This is a genomic window from Mesorhizobium delmotii, from assembly GCF_900149755.1.
Taxonomy (GTDB): Bacteria; Pseudomonadota; Alphaproteobacteria; order Rhizobiales; family Rhizobiaceae; genus Mesorhizobium; species Mesorhizobium delmotii.
The window spans coordinates 35,001-58,071 of the sequence record NZ_FUIG01000028.1 but is presented as its reverse complement, the minus strand read 5'-3'; the positions used below and the strand labels follow the sequence as shown (position 1 = coordinate 58,071).

The 23,071-nt window shown below is 62.9% G+C and carries 14 protein-coding genes; 5 read left to right on the top strand and 9 right to left on the bottom strand.

The window, feature by feature from the left end:
• Window positions 1-27: 27 nt before the first annotated feature.
• Window positions 28-831, top strand: coding sequence for a tetratricopeptide repeat protein (locus BQ8482_RS18785; protein WP_123149007.1), 804 nt, complete (start codon window positions 28-30; stop codon window positions 829-831).
• 94 nt (window positions 832-925) lie between these two features.
• On the opposite strand, the gene BQ8482_RS18780 is transcribed toward BQ8482_RS18785, so the two are convergent.
• From BQ8482_RS18780 to BQ8482_RS18750, 7 genes are all read right to left on the bottom strand, one after another.
• A complete protein-coding gene (locus BQ8482_RS18780; protein WP_123149006.1) occupies window positions 926-1,375 on the bottom strand; it encodes a hypothetical protein in 450 nt (149 codons plus the stop codon).
• A 13-nt stretch (window positions 1,376-1,388) separates the two neighbouring features.
• Window positions 1,389-2,738 (bottom strand): type II and III secretion system protein family protein, encoded by a 1,350-nt coding sequence (locus BQ8482_RS18775; RefSeq protein WP_123149005.1) that lies wholly within the window; start codon window positions 2,736-2,738, stop codon window positions 1,389-1,391.
• 57 nt (window positions 2,739-2,795) lie between these two features.
• On the bottom strand, window positions 2,796-4,955 hold the full coding sequence (gene sctV / locus BQ8482_RS18770) for a type III secretion system export apparatus subunit SctV (RefSeq protein WP_123149004.1): 2,160 nt from the start codon (window positions 4,953-4,955) through the stop codon (window positions 2,796-2,798).
• Window positions 4,952-5,263: a tetratricopeptide repeat protein gene (locus BQ8482_RS18765; RefSeq protein WP_244602868.1), complete on the bottom strand. Its 312-nt coding sequence runs from the start codon at window positions 5,261-5,263 to the stop codon at window positions 4,952-4,954. Before BQ8482_RS18765 ends, sctV begins: the two co-directional genes overlap by 4 nt.
• Window positions 5,264-5,280: 17 nt before the next feature.
• Window positions 5,281-5,679, bottom strand: coding sequence for a hypothetical protein (locus tag BQ8482_RS18760; protein ID WP_123149003.1), 399 nt, complete (start codon window positions 5,677-5,679; stop codon window positions 5,281-5,283).
• A 38-nt stretch (window positions 5,680-5,717) separates the two neighbouring features.
• On the bottom strand, window positions 5,718-6,719 hold the full coding sequence (locus BQ8482_RS18755) for a SctD/MshK family protein (protein WP_123149002.1): 1,002 nt from the start codon (window positions 6,717-6,719) through the stop codon (window positions 5,718-5,720).
• A gap of 118 nt (window positions 6,720-6,837) precedes the next feature.
• Window positions 6,838-7,020, bottom strand: coding sequence for a hypothetical protein (locus BQ8482_RS18750; protein WP_095491776.1), 183 nt, complete (start codon window positions 7,018-7,020; stop codon window positions 6,838-6,840).
• A gap of 199 nt (window positions 7,021-7,219) precedes the next feature.
• Here BQ8482_RS18750 and BQ8482_RS18745 point away from each other — a divergent pair, with 199 nt between their 5' ends.
• Window positions 7,220-8,098 carry a MurR/RpiR family transcriptional regulator gene (locus tag BQ8482_RS18745; RefSeq protein ID WP_244602867.1) on the top strand — a complete coding sequence of 293 codons (879 nt, stop codon included), beginning with the start codon at window positions 7,220-7,222 and terminating at the stop codon, window positions 8,096-8,098.
• 87 nt (window positions 8,099-8,185) lie between these two features.
• Window positions 8,186-19,846 carry a LysM peptidoglycan-binding domain-containing protein gene (locus BQ8482_RS18740; protein WP_123149001.1) on the top strand — a complete coding sequence of 3,887 codons (11,661 nt, stop codon included), beginning with the start codon at window positions 8,186-8,188 and terminating at the stop codon, window positions 19,844-19,846.
• On the opposite strand, the gene BQ8482_RS18735 is transcribed toward BQ8482_RS18740, so the two are convergent.
• On the bottom strand, window positions 19,822-20,781 hold the full coding sequence (locus tag BQ8482_RS18735; protein WP_123149000.1) for a LysR family transcriptional regulator: 960 nt from the start codon (window positions 20,779-20,781) through the stop codon (window positions 19,822-19,824). The genes BQ8482_RS18740 and BQ8482_RS18735 overlap by 25 nt on opposite strands.
• Window positions 20,782-20,820: 39 nt before the next feature.
• Window positions 20,821-21,780 (bottom strand): L,D-transpeptidase, encoded by a 960-nt coding sequence (locus BQ8482_RS40335; RefSeq protein ID WP_342210964.1) that lies wholly within the window; start codon window positions 21,778-21,780, stop codon window positions 20,821-20,823.
• A gap of 154 nt (window positions 21,781-21,934) precedes the next feature.
• Between BQ8482_RS40335 and BQ8482_RS18725 the strand changes: the two genes are divergently transcribed.
• Both BQ8482_RS18725 and BQ8482_RS18720 read left to right on the top strand, forming a co-directional pair.
• Window positions 21,935-22,411 (top strand): type III secretion protein, encoded by a 477-nt coding sequence (locus BQ8482_RS18725; RefSeq protein WP_244602866.1) that lies wholly within the window; start codon window positions 21,935-21,937, stop codon window positions 22,409-22,411.
• A 20-nt stretch (window positions 22,412-22,431) separates the two neighbouring features.
• On the top strand, window positions 22,432-23,067 hold the full coding sequence (locus BQ8482_RS18720) for a hypothetical protein (RefSeq protein WP_123148999.1): 636 nt from the start codon (window positions 22,432-22,434) through the stop codon (window positions 23,065-23,067).
• Window positions 23,068-23,071 lie beyond the last annotated feature (4 nt).

Sequence of the window (23,071 nt, the reverse complement as noted above, 5' to 3'; positions counted from 1 at the left end):
GGCGGGCTTGAATACGGAGAGGTGGATATGCGGCTGCACGTCGTGTTCTTGCCCGTCGTCGCCATGCTGGCGGCGGCCGGTTGTCAGACGACCAAAACCGACACCGAGCAGGCAAAGGCGCAAGGCCCGTCGTCGCAATCGGAGCGTCTGATCAAGCTTGCGGACGATATACATGCGCAGGGAGACAGTGGCACCGCAATCGCGCTCTACCAGCGCGCGGCAGCGATGCCTGATGCCAAGCCGAGCGCCTTCGTCAAGGCGGGCGAGGCCTATATGCGAGCCGGCTATCCCGCCGAGGCGGCTAGAGCCTATCAGGCCGCGCTCGCAAAAGCGCCCAATGACGGAGGGGCAATACTCGGGCTTGGCTCGGCGATGATGGAAACGGGCGATATCGATGCCGGCATGCGCGCGCTCGCGCAGGCCGCGCCGCTGGTCAATACTAGCAGCGCCTACAATCGGTTGGGCGTGGCGCAGACATTCGCCGGTCAGACGGGGGAGGCGCAGACCACTTTTGCTCAGGCGTTGAAACTTGCGCCGGGGGATCTCGACGTCGAGAGCAACATGGCGTTGGCCGCGGCGCTCGAAGGCAATTCCACCACAGCACTCCCGCTGGTCCAGAAGATCTCCGCCGCACCCAATGCGCAGTTGCATCACAAGCGCAACGTCGTGGTGGTCTACGGACTTCTTGGCCAGGCCGATCAGGTCAGGGCCTCGCCGCCGATCGGCCTGGCGACAAAGGAGGTGAATACCTTGCTTGCGCGTGCCAGAACCATCCGGTCGAAGGGCAGCACACAGGCCAGGGCGAAAGCGCTCGGCTCTATCGTCGGCTAGCGCACCGAACCGGAACGCGCGAAGCCGATTTGGGTCGAGCCCGACGCCAAAACAACCGGATAAAGTAGTGCACCGCGGGCAAGGCCGCATCGGCTCACTCGACCGGGAGCGTTGTTTGCGGCGTCAGCGGCCCGCTATTGGCTCCACCCATGGGAGCCTCTTCGCCATTGAGGTAGCGCCGGGCGGCATTTGCAGTCGGTGCGGCCGCCGCCGCCCCCATGCGCCGGCCCTCGACGAGGTCACGCTGGCTTTCGGCCATGCGTTGAAGGTTGTAGGCGTTGGCGCAACCGGACGGCAGGTGGGAGCCGACGCCGGAGACGATCGTCAGATCGGTCGCAGCGGCAGAACGGTCGTCATCGGCCGGTTCGTTCAGACATGCATTGGGAGCAAGGACGGAGCCGCTGACGCCCTTCTCTGAGCCGCCGGTGTCGGTCGAAACATAGCTGTAGCCGGGAGAATAGTCCTGCGACTGTTGCGGGCTGTTCGCGCAGCCGGCCAGAAGCAGCACTGGAAGAACACAGCACAAAGCGATGCGAAATGTCATGTTCCGTTCCCCACTACTTGATGATCAGGCCCATCGCCGATGCGTCATTGGCGCGCTTCCTGTGCCGCTTGGCTGCCGGACGATCGAGCGGCGTGGCGAGACTGTCGCGCACCGGCTCGACCAGATAAGGCGTGATCAGGATCACCAGTTCCGTCTCTTCGCGCTGGAAACGCTGTGACTGGAAAAGCGGGCCAAGGACCGGCACATCGCCGAGAACCGGAAACTTTTCCAGATTACGCGAGGTCCGCTGCTGGAAAAGACCGGCGATCGCAAAGGTCTGGCCGCTCGCCACTTCGACCGTGGTGTCGGCCCTGCGCACGACGAAACTCGGCATGGCGAAGCCATTGGCGCTTACTGAGCCTGCTTCCGACAAGGAACTGACTTCCGGCTGGACATGGAGCGCAATACGATTGCGGCCGATCAGCGTAGGGGTGAACCCGAGGGAAACGCCGAAGGGCTTGTATTGAACGGTAACGACGTCAGTTCCTTGCGGAATCGGAACCGGAATTTCGCCGCCGGCAAGAAAGCTTGCGGTCTGACCGGTCATCGCCGTCAGGTTCGGTTCGGCCAGTATCTTGACGATGCCGTTGCGTTGCAGCGCTTCGATGAGAATGTCGAAGTTGATGCCATGCGTCTGGTCCATGTTCAAACCGAAATTACCGGTGCCGGAGGGCACACCATTGTCCTGGAACATGTTGAATTCGAAACCGCCGCTCCTGTACCCGACAGACCAATCGACGCCGTACGACTGCAGTTCAGTGCGTGAGACTTCGGCGAAGCGGACCCGGATGTTGACCTGCTGCGACCCCTGCACGGTCATGTCGTTCAGCGGCGGCTGATCCGGCGGCGAGAACGTACGGGCGATGTTGTCGACATCCGTTGCCTCTTCGACGCCTCGTGCCTCGCCGGTCGCAACAATGCGGGTTCCGAAAATGGAGAGATTTGTCGCCGAGTTCGGCTGCATTGCGTCTTTCGCTTCGTTGGCAGGAGTGACATCGGGGGTGACGCGGAACTGGGCCGTTGCCTCGACCCGCTCATCGGCTGTGATTGCAATGAGGTTGGTCAGGCCGGGCTTTAGGCCGAAGACATAGACCATTCCCGGCGACACGACCTGAAGGTCCGCGATCGTGGTGTCCGCGATCAGGACGGATTCGACGGGTTCATTGAAGCGCAGCAGGCGTCCTTGCCCGACCGGCAGGTCGACCGTTGGCCTGCTCGGCAATGGCGACATGTCCTGTGCCATCGTGTCGGTAAGTGTGAACAAAAACGCCAGCAAGACGCCAACCGTCGCGATAGCGAGCCAGCGCATCCGCCCGGCGAAACTGGCGGATCGAACGCCTGCTGCGGTATCGTGGATTGTCATGCCGTTCCCCTCTTGAGCATGTAGTTCCCCCAACTGTCCCTATCCGTCCGGCCGGCGTCATGAGGCTGCCTCTTGTCCGGCTTTCGCCGCAGCCGATGGCAGCGACTGCGAGGCATTGCGCGCTATGCCCGAGCGCCCGGCTATCGTGGCCAATGGCTGGACGTTGAATTCCTGTGCGAGTTCCTGGAAGGACAGAACCGGGAGTTCAATGGCATTGTGCGTGAGCAGGCTTCGCATGTGACGGCGTACATCCATCGCCGCAAGGACGATCGGTGAGACATCGGTGGCGTGCTGCGACAAGGCGCGTTCGATTTCGGTGACCAAAGCCTGCGCAGCGTCATCCGAAAGGTTCAGGAACGTGCCGGTCGATGTGCTTTGCACCGCGTTTCGCAGGATATCCTCGGCCGAGCGCTGCAGAACATAGGCTGCTATGATGTTGCTGCGGCCAGCGAAGCGGAAGCTGATCTGGCGTTTCAAGGACGCGCGGATGCATTCCGTAAGCAGGACGACGTCCTGTTCGCGTTGACCCCATTCGATCAGCGCTTCGAGGATCAGGCGCAGGTTGCGGATCGGCACGTTTTCGCCGACGAGTCGCCGTAGCACCTCAGCGATTTTCTGCAGCGGCACGATCTCCTGCGCCTGTCTGACCAGATCCGCATAGTCCGGCTCCATGTCCGACAGGAGCCTGCGGGTCTCCTGGATCCCGACGAAATGGCCGGCATAGAGCCGAAGTGCATTTCCGGTCCATTTGGCCGCTGTATGCGCCGGTGTGGAGAAGACGAAGCCGGCTTCCTTCAATGCCGAAATATGGCGATCATCGACCCACATGAATTTGCGCTGACCGGCAATCGAAGAACCCTTTTCGTAAGTCACATCGAGCAGATCGAGATGCGTTGGGTCGGCTTCGACAAGAACACGGTCGGCGGGGATTTCAGCATCCAGGATCGGTGCCCCCTCCAGATCGATGCGCATGCTCCTCGCTGAAAGCTTCTCGTCGACCTGCAGGCCGATAGCGGGAACGTCGACACCGAGATCGCCGAAGAGTTCGCGGCGCACGCCGTCGGCGAGCGCGGCGAATTCGGGTTCCGGGATTGAGCGTCCGAGTTCGGTTCCGAAGCGTACGACGATGCGGTACGAAGAAGGCAGTGTTCCGATGGGGTTTGCTGAAAGCGCCGGACTTCCCGGTTGTTCGGCCATGCCTGCCTGGCCGATGTCTTTGATCTCGGACTCCCGGGCGGTGCGGCGATTGATTGCATAGGCGCCCGCGCCGAAGCAGGCGCCAAGGATCAGGAATACAATGGACGGAAACCCCGGCACTATGGCAAGGCCGACCATGATAACTGCCGCGAGCGCGAGCGCGCGGGAGTCCCGCAGCAGCTGGCTGGTTATTTGCCTGCCTAGATCGCTCGTGCCGTCGGCGCTGCCGACGCGCGTCACCATCGTGCCGGCGGCCACAGCGACGAGCAGCGCCGGTATCTGCGCGACCAGCCCGTCACCCACGGTGAGCAGCGAGTAGGTCGCGGCGGCGTCTCCCAGCGACATATCGTGCTGCAGCGTTCCGATCGCGAAACCACCAATCAGATTGACCAGAATGATGATAATGCCGGCTATGACGTCGCCTTTGACGAATTTCATGGCGCCGTCCATCGCTCCGAACAACTGGCTCTCGCGCTCAAGCTGCTGGCGCAGATGGCGTGCCTCCGCCTGATCGATGTCTCCGTTGCGCAACTCCGCATCGATACTCATCTGCTTGCCCGGTAGCGCGTCGAGCGTAAAGCGCGCGGCAACCTCGGCAACGCGTTCCGCACCCCGCGCAACCACGATGAACTGCGCGACGGTGATGATCAGGAAGACGACGAGGCCCACCGCAATACTGCCGCCGACGACGAAAGTACCGAAGGCGGAAACGATCTCGCCTGCGTCGGCCTGAAGCAGGATCAGTCGCGTGGTCGTGATCGTGATCGCCAGCCGGAACAACGTAGCGATGAGGATGACCGATGGCAGCGAGGAGAACTGGAGCGGATGAGAAACGTAAAACGAAGCCAGCAGGATAAGCACGCTGACGGCGATATTGGCAGTGATGAGAATGTCGACGAGGAAGGTCGGCAAGGGAATGAGCATCATCACCACTGCGACGAGCATCAGGACGGCAATGACCAGATCGCTGCGGCGGGACAGCTTGGCAAGGAAGTGCAGAAGTCGCTCCGACACCGTCATTCGGCGGCTCGATGCGATAGGAAGCTTCGCAAGGCATTGTGCGCCTCGGCCCTGCGGCCGGCCACAAGCAAGGCGCGGCTCTTCAGCAGCGCTAGCGTCGGGTGGTCCATTCCCTCCAACGTCTCCAGCCTGGCAATCGTGGCAAGCGCTTTGTCCGCTTCGCCATCGAGTATGAGCAGATGCGCCAGTGTCCGCAGGACGCCGGCATTTCCCGGCGACAGCTGTGCCGCGATAAGCAGGTATGCCGCGCCCCGCTTTGCCTGCCCGTGACACCCGTAGAGATAGCCCAAGACGTGCAGCAGATGCACTGTGTCACGCGGATCGGTCAGGTTTCGATTCCTTCCTGTATCCGGGCAAGCAGATCGCGATGACGCTCGATCTCATCCTCCATCAGCGTTCTGGCAAGTGTCTTGAGTTGCTCGCCACCCTCAAGACCGGGAACCAGATGCGTCACAAAATGCTGGAGAATAGGTACGGAGCGACGCAGGATGGCTGGCTCGGGAATACCCGGCATGACGAAATTGATGAGTGCCTCATCGAGCGATTCGCTATTTGTGCCTCGAGAGGGCTGGAATTCGGCGTTTTGTGGCTTTTCCGTACCAGCGGCCGATGTCGTCCCCTGAGCACGGCTTGCGGCTTTGTCGACGCCATTCATCCGCCGCTGGTTGATCGCCTGACCGCGCACACCTTCCGCCTGCCGCACCTCGCGGCCGGCCGTGTCCATTCTTGCCGTATCGAATCGCGGCCCTTCAAGCCGGCGGTTCACGGATATTTCAGCGCGACCGTGGCGCCGCCCTTCGTCAGGAGAAGTTCCGTCTCGCCAATGTGTTTGATGGTCCAGCCGTCATTCGTGAATGCACCTTCATGATAGCGTGCTCCGTCGGCGGCGATGACGTAGGGCCGCTCGCCATACCAGATTGCCTGCAGCCTCAGGCGCGGAGCCTGCTCGGCGTTGCCGATCATAACATTGGAGACGAGGGGAATGTGCGCGCCGAACGTCTGGTCGAACCAGGATTGCGTTTCGGTCCAGGCTCCATCCTTGTCATTGGGGATCATACCCGAGACCACGAGCCGTCCAGGTGATCGCTGAACAGCCAATGTGCTGATGCCAGATTGATCGAGGCGCAGCCTGAGTTGGCTTTCCGCTTCGGCGGCACTGGGTATTTGCGTTGGCGATGAATCGTTCAGGACACTTTGCCCGGCCTCGCCAGCAAAGGCCACTCTGATCGGTTCACGGTCTTGAGCGGATATGTTTTTGCCAATGTCGGGCTTGGCGAGAGAGAACCCATTCGCAGCGACGGAGACAGCGAACACGGCAAAGAGAACGCTGCCTGCAACCAGGAGGGGGCGATCAGAAACGGACCAGCGATTCGGCGAGCGTTCTGGGTTGATCAGCCGGATATGGGCATCGCCGATACCTATCGTGAGCGGCAGCTTGCAGCGGCTGCCCTGGCCCTCATGGATGATCTCGCCCGTGGCGAGTGTGACGTCGCCGCCGACGGCTTCGATTTCAATTTGGCTGCCCTTGCGCCGCAACCTTGCGTGGACCGGCGCGATGCCGGCATCCCTGAGGACAATGTCGGACTCCGTGCTGGAGCCGACAGTATACAGAGGCTCGACCAGACCAAGTTGGGCGCCCGCGTGAAATCCATGAGTTACGCTGAGCGCAATGGAATGTCCGGATCCCGGGGCGTGGGCGATAATCGAACGGAGCCGGCGCGCGGGCGCTGCATCCCAATATTTGCCGATAGAATTAGCGGTCATGCCACTTCATCTCCCGCCGATGACAACTCAGACGCAGCCTGACAGCGGCGTCGAAACATTCCTGCCGTGCAAAGTACGCCGCCGGTTGCTTGCGGCGGCGCAGGGTTCGAGAATCCCCTTAGGCCTTTTCAGCCGACTGGCCGAGCGTCCTTGCGGTGCTCATCAGCATGTCATGTTGGGATTTCGCGATCTCTTTTGTGATCTCGAGGCTGAACATGCGTTCCTGATGCTTGATCATCTTGTCCAGGTTCTGTTCCGGCGACCCGGCAGAGCCGGATGTAACGGGAGGGGTAGGCGCCATGATTGTCTCCTTGAGGGACCATTCAAATTACAAACCCCGGAATCACGACGATGCGATCCGGCAGGTTGCGAAAGCAGCTTAAGGCAGCATGATCGAAAATGAAAGTCCACTTGGAATATATGGACCACTTCAGTTCCAACTGTTGCATTGCCGTCATTCGGGGAGTAATCTGCCATCGGGGTGAATGGGGTATTTTAGAATGGAACAAGGTCCTTTGGCGGAGCTGTTGGTCGAACGCTTCGAGAATATGCCGCCGCAGTTGCGGGTCGCCGCGCGTTTCGTGCTGGATCATCCTAAGGATGTCGCGCTGATGTCGATGCGCGAGCAGGCGCACCAGGCCGGCGTTTCGCACAGCACGATGATGCGCTTGGCGCGATGGCTTGGCCTTGAAGGCTACGAGGATATGCGCAGCCTTTATGCGCGCGCGCTGCGTGAGACAGGCGCCGGTGAGCCGGCGCGACAGGGTATGGGGCAGGACGACGGCGATCCGGGATATTCGACTGCAGGGGTCGTCGCCGACACGCTCGCGGCGCAGATTTCAAGTCTGGGTGAGTACGGCAATGCCTCGCAATTCGTCGCCGCCGCCGAGCTCCTTGCACGATCACGCAATCTGTTCGGTCTCGGCTCGCGATCCGGTTATCCGGTTGCGAACCACTTCGTTCACATCATGTCGTTTCTGGCTGGCGGTGACCGCAAGGTGACGCTTGTCGGCGAGATGGGCGGACATGGTCTGGATGCCTTGCAGGGTGCGGGACGGGACGACGTCCTCCTTGCTGTGGGCATGTCGCCTTATGAACGCACGACGATCGACGTGGCGCGCCAGTCGGCCAGGCAGGGTGTCGGCGTGGTGGCAATCACCGATAGCAGCGTGTCGCCGCTGGCCCGGATCGCGCGGGAGACCATCATCGTTACGGCAAATTCGCAGTCGTTCTTCCGCAGCATGGCGCCGGCGTTCGCCGCCGTCGAGATTCTGGCGGCACTGACGGCCGCGCAGTCTGAAGTGAATGCTGCAGAACGAGTAAGACAGTCGGAAGAGCAACTCGCTGCTTTCGGCATTTATTGGAAGCCGCCCCGGTAGGCACAGGGCTTCCACTGTCGGGCGCGGGGGCGTTGACGGCAGGCAGACTGCCTGAACCAGGACTGGACCGGCTCCGGAGGTTGTTTGATGATCCGCCCGATTAATACCGTCAAGCCGCCGCCGCCCAGGGTCGATCCAAAGGCCAATGCCGAGCAGACTACGCGGCTGCAGGCGGAAGCCACGAAATTGCAAAATGAAATCCGGCTCGCCAACAAGATGGGTGAGGCCGACGCGGCCGCGGGCGCCCGCCAGCGGCTGACGCAGGTCAATGCGGAACTGACGACGGCACAGCCGACTGCCCCGGCGGCGCAGCCAGGACCGGTGGCGCCTGCCGCAGTCACCGCAGCAAACGGCAACGGCGGCACCACCGCCGCGCCTGCGCTTTTCACGACGCAGAATTTCGGCGGTACGCCAAACCTCCTGCTGACCAGTGGTGAGCCCGACGGCGGCGGTGTTTCACCGGAAGTCACCACGGCGCAGGACATTCTCAAGGCGATCGAAAGCGGCAAAAGCATCGACAACATCGCCGACGAGCAGGGCATGTCTCCCGAGGAGGTGGTGGCGGCTCTGAATGCCGGCGACATGACGGCGATAGCGAATGAACATGCCAACGGCGACACCCGTACGGTGGTGATCACCGGCGGCAGCGGCCGCACGATCACCGAAAACCAGGATTATCACCACGGCGGCTATTACACCGAAGTGACGGGTCCCAACGGACAGGCGACATCCTCGCCGATCCGTGACGATCTCGGCCGCAAGGAAACCACCAGTGTCGACGCGCAGACAGGCGCGATCACAACCACGTTCGTGGACGACCTCGGCGACGGCTCAGTCACCGAACGCACGACGAATCCCCAAACCCGTATAACCACAACCACCGAAACCAACGGAGACGGTTCCGTCACTGTCACCAAGAGCCTGCCGAATGGGTCGACCGTGGAGACGGTGACGCCCGCCGGCGGCCCCGCATTGCCGGTAACCACGGTCACGGGTCCGGACGGCGAGGAGACCATCCTGGCGCATTCGCAGGCAGCGGACGGCTCTGACGCGCCGTCGATCCAGGAACAGCTTGCCGAAGGCAAGAGCTTCGAAGAAATCGCCGAGGCGAGCGATCTTACGCCCGAGCAGGTGATCGCCGAACTGAATGCCGCCGGCCTCGAGGTGACGCAGGGCGGCGACGAAGGCGAGACCCTGCAGATTGTCGTCACCGATCCGACTACCGGCAAGACGATCACCTACAACAACGACTACCATCACGGTTCGCGCTCGGTGACGACCACCGAGGGGAATACCGAGACGACCGACATGGTCGACGGTAACGGCGTGACCACCCACATCGAGCACAACACCGAAACCGGCGAACAGACCACCACCATCGTCGACCCCAGGAACAACACCGAGACGTCGATCGTCTTCGACAAGGACGGCCGACGCACCGAGACCATCGTCGAGACGCTGGGGGATGGCGAGCCGATCGACTACGAAGTCAAACCAGGCGACAATCTGAGCGACATCGCCGAGGCGCATGGTGTGACACTGGAGGATCTCGCCGAGAGCAATCCGGAACTGTTCACCTCTCCGCGCGACCCCGACCTTATTCACCCGGGAGAGACGGTGGTGATCGAGGGTGCCACCAAGACCACCCTCAATGTGACGTTTAACGGCTACACGCTGACCACGTCGCCAGACGGCAAGATCACGCTGACCAACGATACGACCGGCGCCGTCACGGATATCGCGGCCGGCACCGCGCAGGAAGCGTTGGCCGAGTTGTTGCTGGACATCAACCCAAACAGCAATGACCCGGAACAGGCCAAGGAAGACCAGATACTCAAGACGACGCTGGACGGCATATTCGGCGGAGCGACGCCAGAGCTGACCACGGAGGCGCTTGAAAAGCAGCAGGCCGTGGTCGCTGCAATGGAATTGTATGGTCGGGGACAAGACGCAACCGGCGCGACTCTCGACGGTGGCCCCACGTCGGTTGGTCCCTACGGGAACCCACCATCACCCACGGCTCCTTCGGGCGGGAAGTGGGTGCCATTGCTGGTCGACGGGAGCTGGAAATGGTTCGACCCGGAGGTGGCCAAGGCGATCGCAGCCGAGAACGTGGCGATTGCGAACTTCGGTGAGGCAGAAGCAAAGGCTGCGCAGAGCGCGGCACAGCTCGACGTCTATGCGCTGGACCCTGAATTCAAGAACGCCATGGAGGGTGCCGAGTCGACGCTCGACGAGGCGTTGGCGCCTTATGGACTGGAGTGGAAGCCGCCCGAGCCGAAGGGCACCCTGGCAGATGCGCAAAGCCGGTTGACCCTCGCCAACAACGCGCTTGAAAGCGCCAGCACTGCCCGGGCCGAATACGAGCAGGGCCAGACGTCACTTCTCGAAGCGATCGACAAACAGGTAGACCTGCCGACGCTCAGCGATCCCAACCAGACGGCTGTCAGCAGCCCGGATGGCCCCAGTGCCGAGGAAACCAACCAGCAAGGAAAGGCCGCGCACGCGGAGGTCGCCGAGCTCTTTACAAACGTTTCGCTACACACCGCCAACGGCAACAGGGCCACGATCGATCAAATGATCAGCTCGACCGAGCTGGAGCTGAAGCTTACCGATGCCAAGCCTGGAAGCCCAGAATACACGGCCATCGAAGAGCGGCTTGAAGGTCTGCAAACGCTCCAGGGGGCCGCGGCCAATCAGGTGATCCTGGCCGAGGCATATCAGGAGTATGGGGTTGCACAGGCAGAGGCGGCGGATCTTGCCGTAACCATGGAGCCTCTCAAGCAGCAACTGCTTGCGCAGGCGCAGGAAAGAAACCCGCACCATTTCGATTGGGAAGGGTATACCAATGGACATGGTGACTTTACTGGCAAGATAAAATCGCAGGACATAGTCGAGGAGAACGGTCAGCTCTATGTCGTTACCGTCTATGAGAACGCCACTTTCACCGACGAGAACGGGGATGACACGAACGTACATAAATCTGCCCTGACATACGACCTCAACGACGAGGGTATCAGGGAAGATTTCCGCAACGATCCGCTCAACAAGCAGTGGCAGGAGATGCTGGCCTCGACGCAAGACATATCGTCGGCGCCGGTATGCACAGCCAACGGAATGGGATCGCAATCGGCGCTGGACGCGGCCAAGTCGAAGATTGTCGGCGTGCAGGTCGACCAGCTTGATGCCGGGCTGAGAGATGCGAAGACGGCGCTCGTCGATGCTACGACGGCACGCGACCAGGCGATCACCGACTACGGGCCAGGAACCGTAGAGGCGCCCGCTGGCACGCTCAAGCCGGGCGAGACGGCGGTGAAGATCACGGTGAACGGCCGCGACCTGTGGGTCGCGCCGGAAGTTGCCGCGGCCTACGAAGAGCAGGGGCCGGGCGCGATCGGCGACAGCGGCAAGTGGGTCCAGATCGAGATGGACGGCCAGAAGCTGTGGGTGCACCCCGAAGTTGCGGCCGCGGAAATCGATCGAGGCCAGGCGGAGACCGAAAAGAACCAATTGGAGGACTGGGAAGAAAACGTGCGGCCGGCGATGGTGGCTGGGCGCGACTGGTACGCTTTTTCCGCAAGCCACCCCAAGCTTCTCGAATACGGTTCCGCCGAGCATGAGGCGAAACTCAAGTACGAGTATTTTGAAGAACACAAGGACCAGGCGCTGGCTGGATATCAGGTCCAGTTCGAGAACCTCTACGAGGCCGGCTTCACCGGCGAATACGAGACATATACGCCGGACCAACTCAGCACTGCCGTTGGTCAGACCCTCGGGCTCGACGCGCCGAGTGAAGACGTCCAAAAGGTCACTGAAGAAATCACCGACCGCGCCGGCGACGACGCCGAGGTCAAGATCGTGCCGGTTTTCTCCCTCGACGGCGGGAAGGAATCGACGACGGCTTTGTTCGCGATCAAGAGCGCCGGCGACGAAATCGGCTATGTCGACAGCTCGGGCAAATATTACAGCAGCTTTGACGAATTCCAGCACGAGAACCGCATCTTCAGCGAGAAGGGCAATCTGGTCATGGCCAAGGGCGGCGACATGTCGCTCGGCGAGGATGGTTTTTCGCTCGACGAACTGGAAGTGGCCGACGCGCGCAAGGTGGGTTTCTGGGACAAGGCTACCGACATTGGCCTTGGCATCGTCGCCGGTGTCTCCACCATCGTCTCGTTCGTGCCAGGCGGCCAATGGGCGATTCCCATCGCGATCGGCTCCGGATCAATCCTTGGCGGCAAAGCTCTGATCAAAGAGGGTGATCACCTCCTGCAGGGCGGTGACTTCGACAGCCAGTCGGCCTGGAATGTCGCGACCGGCGTAACTGCATTCCTGCCAGTGGGCGCGGGTGCCCTGCGCACATTCGGCTTGGCAAAGACCAGCTTGTCCAGATCCCAGGCTTTCGCGGGCGGCTTCGGGATGACCCGCATGAAGGATGCCAGCTGGGGCATCGGCCGATTCCAGGTGAACGTAGAGGAGGCCTCTTATGCTGGTAGGGTCACCGAATTTATGCAAAACGGCAACAAGCTGACCAACGCTGCGTGGAGCCTCGATGCCGGCGCTGTGGTTACCGGCCTTCCGTTGCTCGGCAAATCGGTGGAAGATCTGGCGGCGCATGGCGGCGAGATGTCCCTGCTCGAGCTCGCGAACGCAGTCATGGGCATAGGCGTCGGCAGTGTCGGCACAGGCCTGGGCGGCCGCTCGCTGTTGTCCAACATGCCTGGAACGGGCGGTACTCGGAGCGGAACTTTTCCGGATTCGGGGCCGCAACCGCGGGCCGTCTACGAGATGGGCCCTGACGGTGTCTACAGGCCCACCGGCGAACAGGTCATGCCGGACCCAGATGAGATCATCATCGATGGCGACGTGGTCGGCGAAACGTCCGGCCAGCAGGGGCCTGGTTTCGGTGCCCGGAACGGTTTTGACAACACGGGAGGGGCTAACCGTCCAACCGGTCCACGGGCGCTGCCGGCCGGCGAGTCCGACGGCCCGAACCCGCCGCCACCCACGGGCGGCAAAGGTGATCCATCAGGCGGCGGACAATCGTCGCGGCCGATGGTCGTGCATGAGCAAGGCACCGACGGCGTCTATCGCCCGACCGACAAGCTGGTCTTCCACGATCCCAGCCACCCGGTGATCGAGGGGACGGTCGTCAACGTCCACGATGAAGGGCCGAGCGCCCCGGGCGAGCGCGACCATCCCGAGAATGTCAGCGACCGAGGCGCCCAGGAAGCGCGCGAGCAGAATGTGCGCCCCCCCGCCGACGGCGATCCGATCGTGGTCCCGCCGGTCCGCGGCGACGGAACGACGCGCCCGGCCGAGAGCGGCTTCCGGCTCGTCTGGGACCCGGCGACCAAGACGTTCACCGGCATGCCGCGGCCCAATCCCGCGGAATACGTCTACACCAGCGGCAAGGATCCGCAGCAGACGGGCTATCTCGACGGCGCACGCCCTTCCGACCCGGCCGTGCTGGCCACCCCGGACGAGGTCCTGCTCCAGTCGGAAACGGAAACACGCGGGGCGGAAGGCACCCGCCCGCTGATGCGCTACACTCTCGGCAACCGCCATACCGGCGAGATGCTCGTCGATTTCAACCTGCCGGAAGGGCAGAGGGTTGTCGCCATACCCGAACCCAAGGCGATCACGGCCGCGTCGGAGCCGGTGCCGGCTGCTGTCGAGCTCGACCCTTCCTTGCCGGTGCTTTATCTCGGCGCCGACGGCCGCTGGACGGCCGATCCGAATGCCCGCACCGAGCCACCGGCCGTGACGGACACCGGGCACCCCAGCCCGGCTCGGCCCGACGGCACGCCGATCATCAATCGTTTCTCGTCAAACCCGTACAGCTTCGGCCAGACGTTCAATGCCGCCAAGGCCGGCCTGCGGCGCATCGGCACGCGTTACGCGAATACCGAACCCCGCTATGACTATCCGAAGCTCGGCGAGCTGGTCGACAGCATCTATCACCGGCCGGTTGCGCAGGACGGCGTCACCGCCGGACAGGACATCTATGTCGAGGCCGGCGGCAAATACCTGCCGGCCAAGGTCGTCGTCGCCGGCCCGCAGGCGAGCATGACCCGCGACATCGTCCCGCCGGGCGAGCATGCGACGGATGCCGGCTACCTGGGTTCGGGCCAGACCGTCGAACGCGCCAAGCGCGGATCGATAACCACGCCGAACGGCCAGAACAGGGTCAACACCCCGGCACGGGAAGTCCATACGTTCGATCCTGCCAAGAATCCGGAAGTCAGCCATCGCTCGGCGCTCGGCGAGACCCTGGCCACCACCTTGCCGGCGCTTCCCGACGATGCGGCGACGCCCGCGCCGACATGGACGCCCGAGCAGCTGCAACTCGTCGGCGACTACCTCAATTCCCTCGAACGTTCCAGCGATCCTGTCGTCCGCGATGCGGTGACCATGACCAGAGTGCAGCTCGGCGGCAGGAGCCTGCCTCAGTCCGGCACGGAGATGACGCCGGCTCAGCATCATGCGCTTGGCGAAATGCTCAACGCCGACCGCAACAGCCCGTTCACCGGCTCCAAGCCGGCCGGCCAGCTTTCGATGAACGGCCTGACGACCCTCCAGGTGTTCAGCGCACAGGGCAAGCTGTCGCATCTGTCGCCGGGAGAAGTGATCGACCAACTCGGCCTGTCGTCCGACGCCAGGCTGTCGCGCGGCGAGCAGTTCCTTACCGCCGGGGCGCTGCCGGGAGAAGCCGGCTGGACCGACGCCGGCCGCGGCATCGTCGGCGATTACCTCAAAACTGCGTCACGCTCCACCGACCCGGACCTTGCCGCCGCGGCAAATGCCGCCTCGCCGTTTTTCAAGGGGCGCGCCACCAAGCCCGGCAAGGCGGTGACCGCCGCGCAGCAGGATGCGCTCATGCAGGTCCTGCAGGCCGACCGTGGCAGCACGTGGGTCTACGGTCCGAAGCTTCAGCCGGGCTCTTCGTTCAAACCCGCCGGCAAGCTTTCGCCGGAGGGCCGCTACAATGAGAAGGTTCTGTCCGGCCACGACACCTGGATACCGTATCTGTGGCGACAGATGCGCGGTTACGCCGCCAACCAGCAGAAATCCGCGGACCCCGCTGTCCAGTCGCTCGCGCACGCGCTGGAGAACGCGCTGCCCGCAAGCAAGCCCAGGGCCGGGACCGAGATCAACAGCGAGGTGCCCGTCCTGCTGGAGCGGTTGCTGGATGCCGACAAGGCGAGTTCGTGGCGCGCCCCGACATTCTTCACCGATGCACAAGGGGTCTGGCGGTCCGACCGCGCCACCGTTTCCTGGTTTCTGCAGGAACACGAAGCCAATGTCCTGGGCGGCCCCCTCCTGAACGACATGGCGACCAACGGCGCCCTCCTGGCTGCCGGGTGGATCCTCGGCCCCGACGGCCGCACGATCACTCTCGGCGGATCGATGCTCGGCATCGGCCTCAAAGTGCCGCTGCCCAGCCGGCAGGTCTATGGCGAACTCAGCCTGAAGAACAACGGCCCGGACGGCGGCACCGGCTTCCTGCTTCCGGTCCACCCCAACGACGCGAAGGGCCAGAAACTTTTCGTCAACGGATACCGGCCGAATTTCGCTTATGACGAGGCGGCTGCTCCCTCCGCCCAGTGGGTCGCATCGGCGCCGATGCTGTCGAAGAACACGTTCCAGAACGAAAAAGCCGCTGGCGTTTCAGTATCCATCTTTGGCTTCTCTCTGAGCGGGGCCTACGTCAATCGCACGCTGCGCTATCTCGGCGGCGAAGGCGGCCGGCCGGGATATACGCACAGGGAGCCTGGCCCGCTCAGCCAACGGGCAGCCTCTTTCTGGGAGGAGGCCGCGAGAGGTGGCGCCAGCCACTATAGCTCCGAAGGCAAGGTGCCTGGTTTCGAGGATCGTCTCCTCTATCGCAACTACAACGTCATGGCGCCCTTCGGAGGCGGCAAGGAACCCTGGCGCGGCAGCCCCGCCTTCGAGGGCGTTCCGCGCGAGGCGGGCACCGGGCCGCTCAACCGCCTGGACCGCAAGGACCACGGCGCCGGTCTCGCCCTGAACTTTAGCCAATGGCCGATAACGACGGTGGAACTCGGCTCGGTGAGGAAGGACCTTGTCCCGCATGCCCGTACCGCCCGCGCCCATCCGGGATCGTCCGAAGGCGCGCAAAAGGTTTTCTCCGCGCTGGACACCTCGGGGGGGCAACTGACGCCGGACGTTCTGCAGCATCTCGACGCCTATCTCACCGAGGTTGCGGCATCGCCGCACGGCGATTTAAGGTTCGCTGGTCAGCGCGTGTCGGATGTGTTCCCGGAACTGGGCGTGGCGCCATATCCGGACCAACTCGCCTCCGCCGGCGGGCGACCAGACGGCATGAGCCGGCCAGCATGGAAAGCGTTGCGGCAACAGCTGGACCAGCAGGCCCGCAGCGAGCTGACGCCCACGCAGGCGCATTACCTCAACCGGCTGCTCGAGCAGGACGTGCTGCACAATTCGCCGCCGACCCCGCCGGCGCTGGGCTCGGGACCGCCGGATGGCACCCCGCCGCCATTGGGCCCGGGGCCGTCGACCCCGCCGGCACTGGGCTCGGGGCCGTCGGATGGCACCCAGCCGGCATTGGGCTCGGCGCGGTCGGAAAAAACGCTGCAGATCGTCGACGAGAATGGCGAAACGGCCACCGTGAGGTATCTCGGGACGCCGCCCAAGAGCGTGGAGAATGTCTATGTGCCGCCGGCCGATGCGCCGAGCGCGCGCGGCGACGAACCGGAGTTGATGCATAAATCGCATATCCTGTTCCGGGATCCCGAAACCGGAGAGCCCTATGTCCTGCCATGGACGCGCGGCGCTTCCCAGGACCATGTGCCGGGCAGCCTTGGGCATCCCGAGGACGGCAATCTGCCCGTCGAAGGCGCCGGCGACCCCGCAAGACCCTTGCGCGGCAATGTCGGCCCTTATGTTTTCCGCGCCGATACACGCGCGCCGAGCGAGATCAGGGACGCAGGCGGCTTCTCGCCGCCGCCGCCGACCGGAATCTGGGTGGACAACCCGCAAGGCATCGTCCTGAGCAACTATGTGCTCGGCAATACCCATGGCCGTTTCGTCGGCACCAGCCAGTCGATCTCGGGCGCCAAGGCTTTCGTTTCGGAAGAGTCACGGGCCGCGCGGCAGCAGGGCTATACCTATCTCTATACGCTCAATCCGAGCAGGCCGCGCCTCCACGTCCCGACTGAGTTCGAGGCGATGGGCCGGCCCGTCGGCGACAGAATGGCCCGCGTCGACGAGACTGCAATCGACGGCAGCATACCATGGAACGAGGTCCATGGCTGGCGGATGATGGATCCGGACGGCAATTTCGTCGGTGAGTTCACGCGCAATGAGGATGCCGTCGCGCCCGGCCGATCGACGCAGAAACGCCCGCAGGTGATCTTGCGGCCGGCCGACGAGTTCTGGGATGCGCCAGCGCAGGCCGAAGCGCCGCCGCCAGTGGCCGAGGTGGTCGGCAACGAAACCCCGGCCGTGACTGGCGAAACGCCGCCGACAGAGAATATTGCTGCCGAAACGCCGGCCGCGACATGGCCGCCGGCGCCTGACCGGGGCAGGGTGGTTTTTGACCCTGCCAGCGGAAGGATCATCAGCCTTGAGCTTCCGGTGAGTTCCGCCGCGGAGCCGGGATTTGCCGCACCAGTGCGGGCGCCGACCGGGCCGGAGGTCAGGGCGCTTGCAGCCGATCAGACTTCCGAATTGACCGGCACGCAATTGCACGCCATCAAGCCGGAGCAGATCGCCAAGCTGGCGCCTGAGCAGGTGGCTGCACTCAGCCCCGAACAGGTCCGGCAGCTGACGTTCGATCAACTTGCCGCGCTACGGCCGACGCAGTTGCGGGCGCTGGGTGGCGAACAGCTTCAGGCGATCAGGCCAAGTAGATTGCAGGCTGTTGCCCCTGGCCGGATCACCGGCCTGCGGCCGGATCAGGTCGCGGCCTTCTCACCAGAGCAACTCGCTGGATTGACCATCGAGCAGGTGCGCAAGCTGACGCCCGACCAGATCGCCAAGCTCAGTGACGAGCAGCGCAATGCCCTTACGCCGGAACAGGTCGCCGCCATGAGGCCTGCCCAATTCGGCCATCTCGACGCCACCCAGTTCGCGGCGCTGGACCCAGGTCTCGTCGCGGCACGCGATCCCGCGACAATGGCAAAGATGTCGCCAGGCCACATCGCAGCACTGACGCGGGAGCAGCTTGGCGCTCTGACCATTCATCAGATCGAGGCGCTGACGAAACAACAGATATCGGCGTTGACGCCGAAGCAGCTTGGCGAATTGAGCCCCGGCCAGTTGCGCAAGTTCACGCCCAAGCAGTTTGCCTGGATGTCGACGGAGCAAACGAATGCGCTTTCCGTGCTGCAGATGACGACTTATCGGGCGACCCACAAGAAGGCCATGACGCCGGATCAGACTGCGGCCGTTGACCAGGCGTTGAGCCATGCCCGCTTCAATGAGAATGCACAGTTGATCGCGACCTTCGGTCCAATGGCCGGCTCCTCCTACACGGTATGGCAGATCTTGCCACCGCATTGGGCCGCGACAGCTGCAGGCGTTGCGTTCGGCGTGCGCGGCGTCGTCTTCACCGCGCAGTCGGTCTTTCCGAACGCCACGGCAAATCACAAGCCGCTGGGACGCGCCCTCAACGCCGCGAGCGGGGCGTCGTTCATCTTCTCGTCTCCAGGCTCGGCCGCCGGGCTGCTGCGCGGCGACAATGTCTGGGTGAACGGCTCCTTCTCACTGGGCAATGTGGTCTACGGCACGAAATCCGCGCTGCAGTCGATCGCCGGACGGCCGGTGTTGCGGAACGTGGCCGAGCATCTGGCCGGTCCCGGTTATGTGTTTGGTTCCCTTCTCTACACGGCACAGAACCTGCACTCGCCGCTGGCCGCGACGGCGGGCGCCTTGTTCACCGTCGGCAGCGCCGAGTTCTGGGTGTCGGCCGCGCGCACGGATCTGCTCAATCGCCGGGCCGTGCCGAGGACGGCAGAGCAGATCGACGCCCGCGCAAAGTCCGACGCGCGGTGGGGGATCGCCGATCGCATCGCGCTTGGCGTGACCTTCGGCGTCGGCATGCTGCTGTTTGCCTGGGACGCGCTGGACGACCAGCCATGGAACAACACCGGCAAGACGCCGGCAACCGACCCGACCGCGCCGGGCGACACACCTTCCGGCGTCGATGGCGCGCCTCCGGACGAACAGACCGCGCCGGGTAACGATCCTTCCGGCGTCGATGGCGCGCCGCCGGACGAACAGACCGAGCAGCCTGATCCCGGGACGCAAACCCCGCCGCAGGACTTCCCGCAGCTCGCCGTGCTGGCCGATGACGGCCTGAACTTGCGGACCCAGCCTGACGGGGATTCGACCGTGGTGACGGTTCTGCAATCCGGCAGCTTCGTCGAGCAGACCGCCGGACCCTCGACAGACCAGTCAGGAGACGCCTGGATACCGGTCGAAGGTTTCGGGCCGGACGGCGAAATGCATAGCGGCTGGGTTTCCGGCGATCATGTCGAGGCGCATGCCGACGGCAGCAGCAACCCTGCGGGCCGCACCAATCCAACGCTGGAGAAAGACGGCTACCAGTGGGTCGAGGTCAAGAACGGCGACAGCATTCGCCTGATCGCCAGGACCCATTCTGCGGATGTGGCCGAGACGGTGGTGCTCAACATGGATCATATCCTGAGCCCGGATGTGATCTTCTCAGGCGACCGCATCTACCTGCCGGCCACCTTGGGTTGAGAAACCGCGGGCCTAAGCTTGTCGGTTCTCGCAGCATAGGCATGCGCAACGCAGCCGGCCAGCTTTGCCGCCCGCTCCGCTATCGGATTGGAGGGTTCGGAAGAGTAGGAGGCGGTAAACTGCAGGTCTGACGGGTGCCATTCGCATTCGACGATGCGCAGTTTTCCGCTTGCGAGATAGTCCTGGACGACTCCCTCGGGCAGCGAGGCTATGCCGATTCCGTTGAGTGTCATGGTGATGGAAGCGGCCAGCGAATTGGCCGGAAAGATGCGCGGTGTCTCTTCGAATTCGCCGGTGAGCTTGCGGTAGAGTTCGCTATAGGGTCGCGTGGTGCGCGCGTAGCTGATGATTGGAAACTGCATCAGGTCGTTCAGCGTCACCTTGCGCCGGTGAGGCAATTCCAGCAGCGGCGAGCAGACCCAGACAAGCGGAAAGGACGGCATCTCGATATTCTCGATGCTGTACTCCAGGACAGGGCCCATCAGTACCGCAAGATCGAGCCGGTGTGACATCAGTTCGTTGCGAAGGGTCGTCGTCGCATCGACGACGATGTCGGTATCGACAAGCGGAAAGTTTGCCTTCAGTGCCGTGAGGAAATCCGGCAGCCAAGTGTGCACGATCGTTTCGGCGACCCCAAGCCGCAGCACCCTCGTCGTCTCTGAAGTCTCTGAAAGAGAGCTGGCCATCAGTTGCAGCCGCTCCGCTACCCGCAGAACCCGTTGGGCAGGTGGTAAGAGCCGCTGTCCCTCGGCGGTCAGCCTGACCGTGCTGCTCTGCCGCTCGAACAGCTTGGCGCCAAGCGCTTCCTCCAGCCCAGCAATTCGGGTGGACACCGCCGGCTGTGTGGTGTTCAGGCGTTCCGCCGCCCTGCGAAAGCTTCCGAAGGTCGCCACCAGGAGAAAGGTTTCGAGCTGCTTGATGTTGAAAGGTATCACGATTGGGAATCACTCATTTGCGGCTTTCGGGAACGGCCATCAATGCCGCACAATGATCTGGCTGCCGATCTTCACTCGTTCAAAAAGATCGATAACATCCTCGTTGGTCATGCGAATGCAACCGGAGGAATTGGCCTGTCCGACGGTCCATGGCTGGTTGGTGCCGTGGACGCGATAAAGCGTGTCGCCGATATACAATGCGCGCGCGCCCAATGGATTGTTCGGTCCTCCCTCGACATGCGCAGGCAGGATGCGGCCTTTTGATGCTTCTCTGGATCGCATTTCGGCCGGCGGCCGCCAATCTGGCCAGTTCTTTTTGCTCGAAATCGTGTCGCGGCCGGACCACTCCAATCCCTCCTTTCCAACGCCTACCGCGTATCGCAGCGCCCTTCCGCCCCCCAAGATGTAGTAAAGCCGCCGCTCCGTGGTGTTGATGACGATCGATCCCTTCGGTTGAGCCTCGCTGAAATGCACGATCTCCCTAGGGATTGCCGACCACTCGCGCCGGTTTTCTTCGTCCGAAGTCTGGTCGGGAGCGGAAGGGGAGACCAGCGCATTTCTTGCCGGATCGTAAGTCCAGCTTCGTGGGTCATAACCGCTATTCGATTGGGCCTGCGCCGGCGCCATGGCGGCAATCGATAGGACAGCGATCAGACATGCACACAATCTCTGGTTAAGGCGCGGGGTGACCCGGACTTTGCGTCCGGCAACCTTGACGGGAACAGGCAAGTTCGCAAGCAGGATCATGATTGCCGCCAAGACCGATCTCTTCTGCATCCAGGCGTTCAGCTGGCGATCACCTGATTCCAGCGCGCACCATATCGCTTTGCAGGCGGTTCGCAACAATTGGCACCAAATGCTCGTGCGCAATCCAATTGGACTTCCAATTTTGCAATGTGCACGATAGAGTGAATCGGCGGGTAAATCATGAAACCAGCGACGCGGGCCATGGCTCGTGCGTCCCTTTGCGGTAGGACCAATGTTGACGGGACGCGACACCTACCATGCGGATCGGTTCTTGGGAGCCAGGGCTGCTTTCGTCGCCTGCGGTCTTGCGACGATCCTGGCGTTCGGACTTGCCTCGTCGCGGGCCAACGCCGCCGAACCGCGCTGGCCTGCCGGCCCGTACAAATACATCACCGTCGATCAGTCGGTGGCCGACGCGCTGGTCGAGCTAGGTCGCAACATGCGGGTGCCCATGCGTGTCAGCAAACTCGTAAAGGGGCGTTTAAGCGCCGGCATGCCGGTTGGAATGGCCCGCGAGTTTCTGCAAGAGATCTGCAATCGATACGGGTTGGTCTGGCATTTCGACGGCATCGTCATGAACGTCGCGACCGAAGCTGAAGTCCGGACGGAAATGATCCCGCTTGATGCCAATACCGCTGCCAGTGCGGAAGATCGGCTTTCGCGGCTGGGGGTCATCGATCCGAGGTTTCCGACAAAGGTGTCCAGGCAAGACGAGGTTGTCTCGGTATCGGGGCCACCATCCTATGTTGAACTTGTCAGGAAAACACTGGGGGTTCCTGCGGCGCCGAGCACCAAGCCGGATCCTGGCAAAGTCGTTCCGGTCCGCGTTTTCCGCGGAAGGCAGGCGGAGGCGCAGAATGTCCCCTCCGGCAAATCGAACTAAGCAAGCAGGAGGGCAGGTTCATGCAAATCGCGCCGATTGGAGCCCTGGAAGCTACACTGGCAAACTTGACCACCAGCATAGCTTCGCAGCAGCAAATCACCACCTGCACGGCAACGCAGCCGGGTAACCGGATGGTGGGTGCCAATCAGGAAAAACATGATGCCGCGAAGGTTACTATGCCTGAGCGCGGTGATGTCGCCACGCGGGCAGGCCAGCAGGTGGCGCAGGCATCTTCGGGAGCCAATCCGGCAATGGCCGGACAGTCCTCCAAACTGGAAAGGACCGAACACAAACTCTTCGACTATCTGGCCGAGGTGGAAAAGGCAGGGGGCGGGACGTTTACGGATCCGTCGGCATTGTTCGGTTCTGCGGTTCAGTCGCTGGAAGGAACCATGCAGCAGGTGCAGAAGGCGCTTGGCCAGGCAAATGCCCCCCAGGCAAATGCCCTTGCGAATGCTGAAACGGCCACCATGCAGGATGGCGCCGGCAATACCGCCCCGTCAGGCAAGGAAGGCGAAAACGCCACCGCAAAAAATGCCGAGCAACTGCTCGAACGATCCATTTCGGTGATGTGGGCAGCCGCCAATCTCGAAGTGGTCACGAGCAGCGTAACGGCCGTTACGTCGTCCACCAGCACGCTGATCAAGCAACAGTAAGCCT

What these genes read in the sequence shown, in the direction of transcription:
- sctV (WP_123149004.1), bottom strand. Translation starts at nt 4,955, where the DNA reads ATGACGGTGTCGGAGCGACTTCTGCACTTCCTTGCCAAGCTGTCCCGC.
- BQ8482_RS18750 (WP_095491776.1), bottom strand. Translation starts at nt 7,020, where the DNA reads ATGGCGCCTACCCCTCCCGTTACATCCGGCTCTGCCGGGTCGCCGGAA.
- BQ8482_RS18755 (WP_123149002.1), bottom strand. Translation starts at nt 6,719, where the DNA reads ATGACCGCTAATTCTATCGGCAAATATTGGGATGCAGCGCCCGCGCGC.
- BQ8482_RS18780 (WP_123149006.1), bottom strand. Translation starts at nt 1,375, where the DNA reads ATGACATTTCGCATCGCTTTGTGCTGTGTTCTTCCAGTGCTGCTTCTG.
- BQ8482_RS18760 (WP_123149003.1), bottom strand. Translation starts at nt 5,679, where the DNA reads ATGGACACGGCCGGCCGCGAGGTGCGGCAGGCGGAAGGTGTGCGCGGT.
- BQ8482_RS18745 (WP_244602867.1), top strand. Translation starts at nt 7,220, where the DNA reads ATGGAACAAGGTCCTTTGGCGGAGCTGTTGGTCGAACGCTTCGAGAAT.
- BQ8482_RS18720 (WP_123148999.1), top strand. Translation starts at nt 22,432, where the DNA reads ATGCAAATCGCGCCGATTGGAGCCCTGGAAGCTACACTGGCAAACTTG.
- BQ8482_RS18785 (WP_123149007.1), top strand. Translation starts at nt 28, where the DNA reads ATGCGGCTGCACGTCGTGTTCTTGCCCGTCGTCGCCATGCTGGCGGCG.
- BQ8482_RS18740 (WP_123149001.1), top strand. Translation starts at nt 8,186, where the DNA reads ATGATCCGCCCGATTAATACCGTCAAGCCGCCGCCGCCCAGGGTCGAT.
- BQ8482_RS18775 (WP_123149005.1), bottom strand. Translation starts at nt 2,738, where the DNA reads ATGACAATCCACGATACCGCAGCAGGCGTTCGATCCGCCAGTTTCGCC.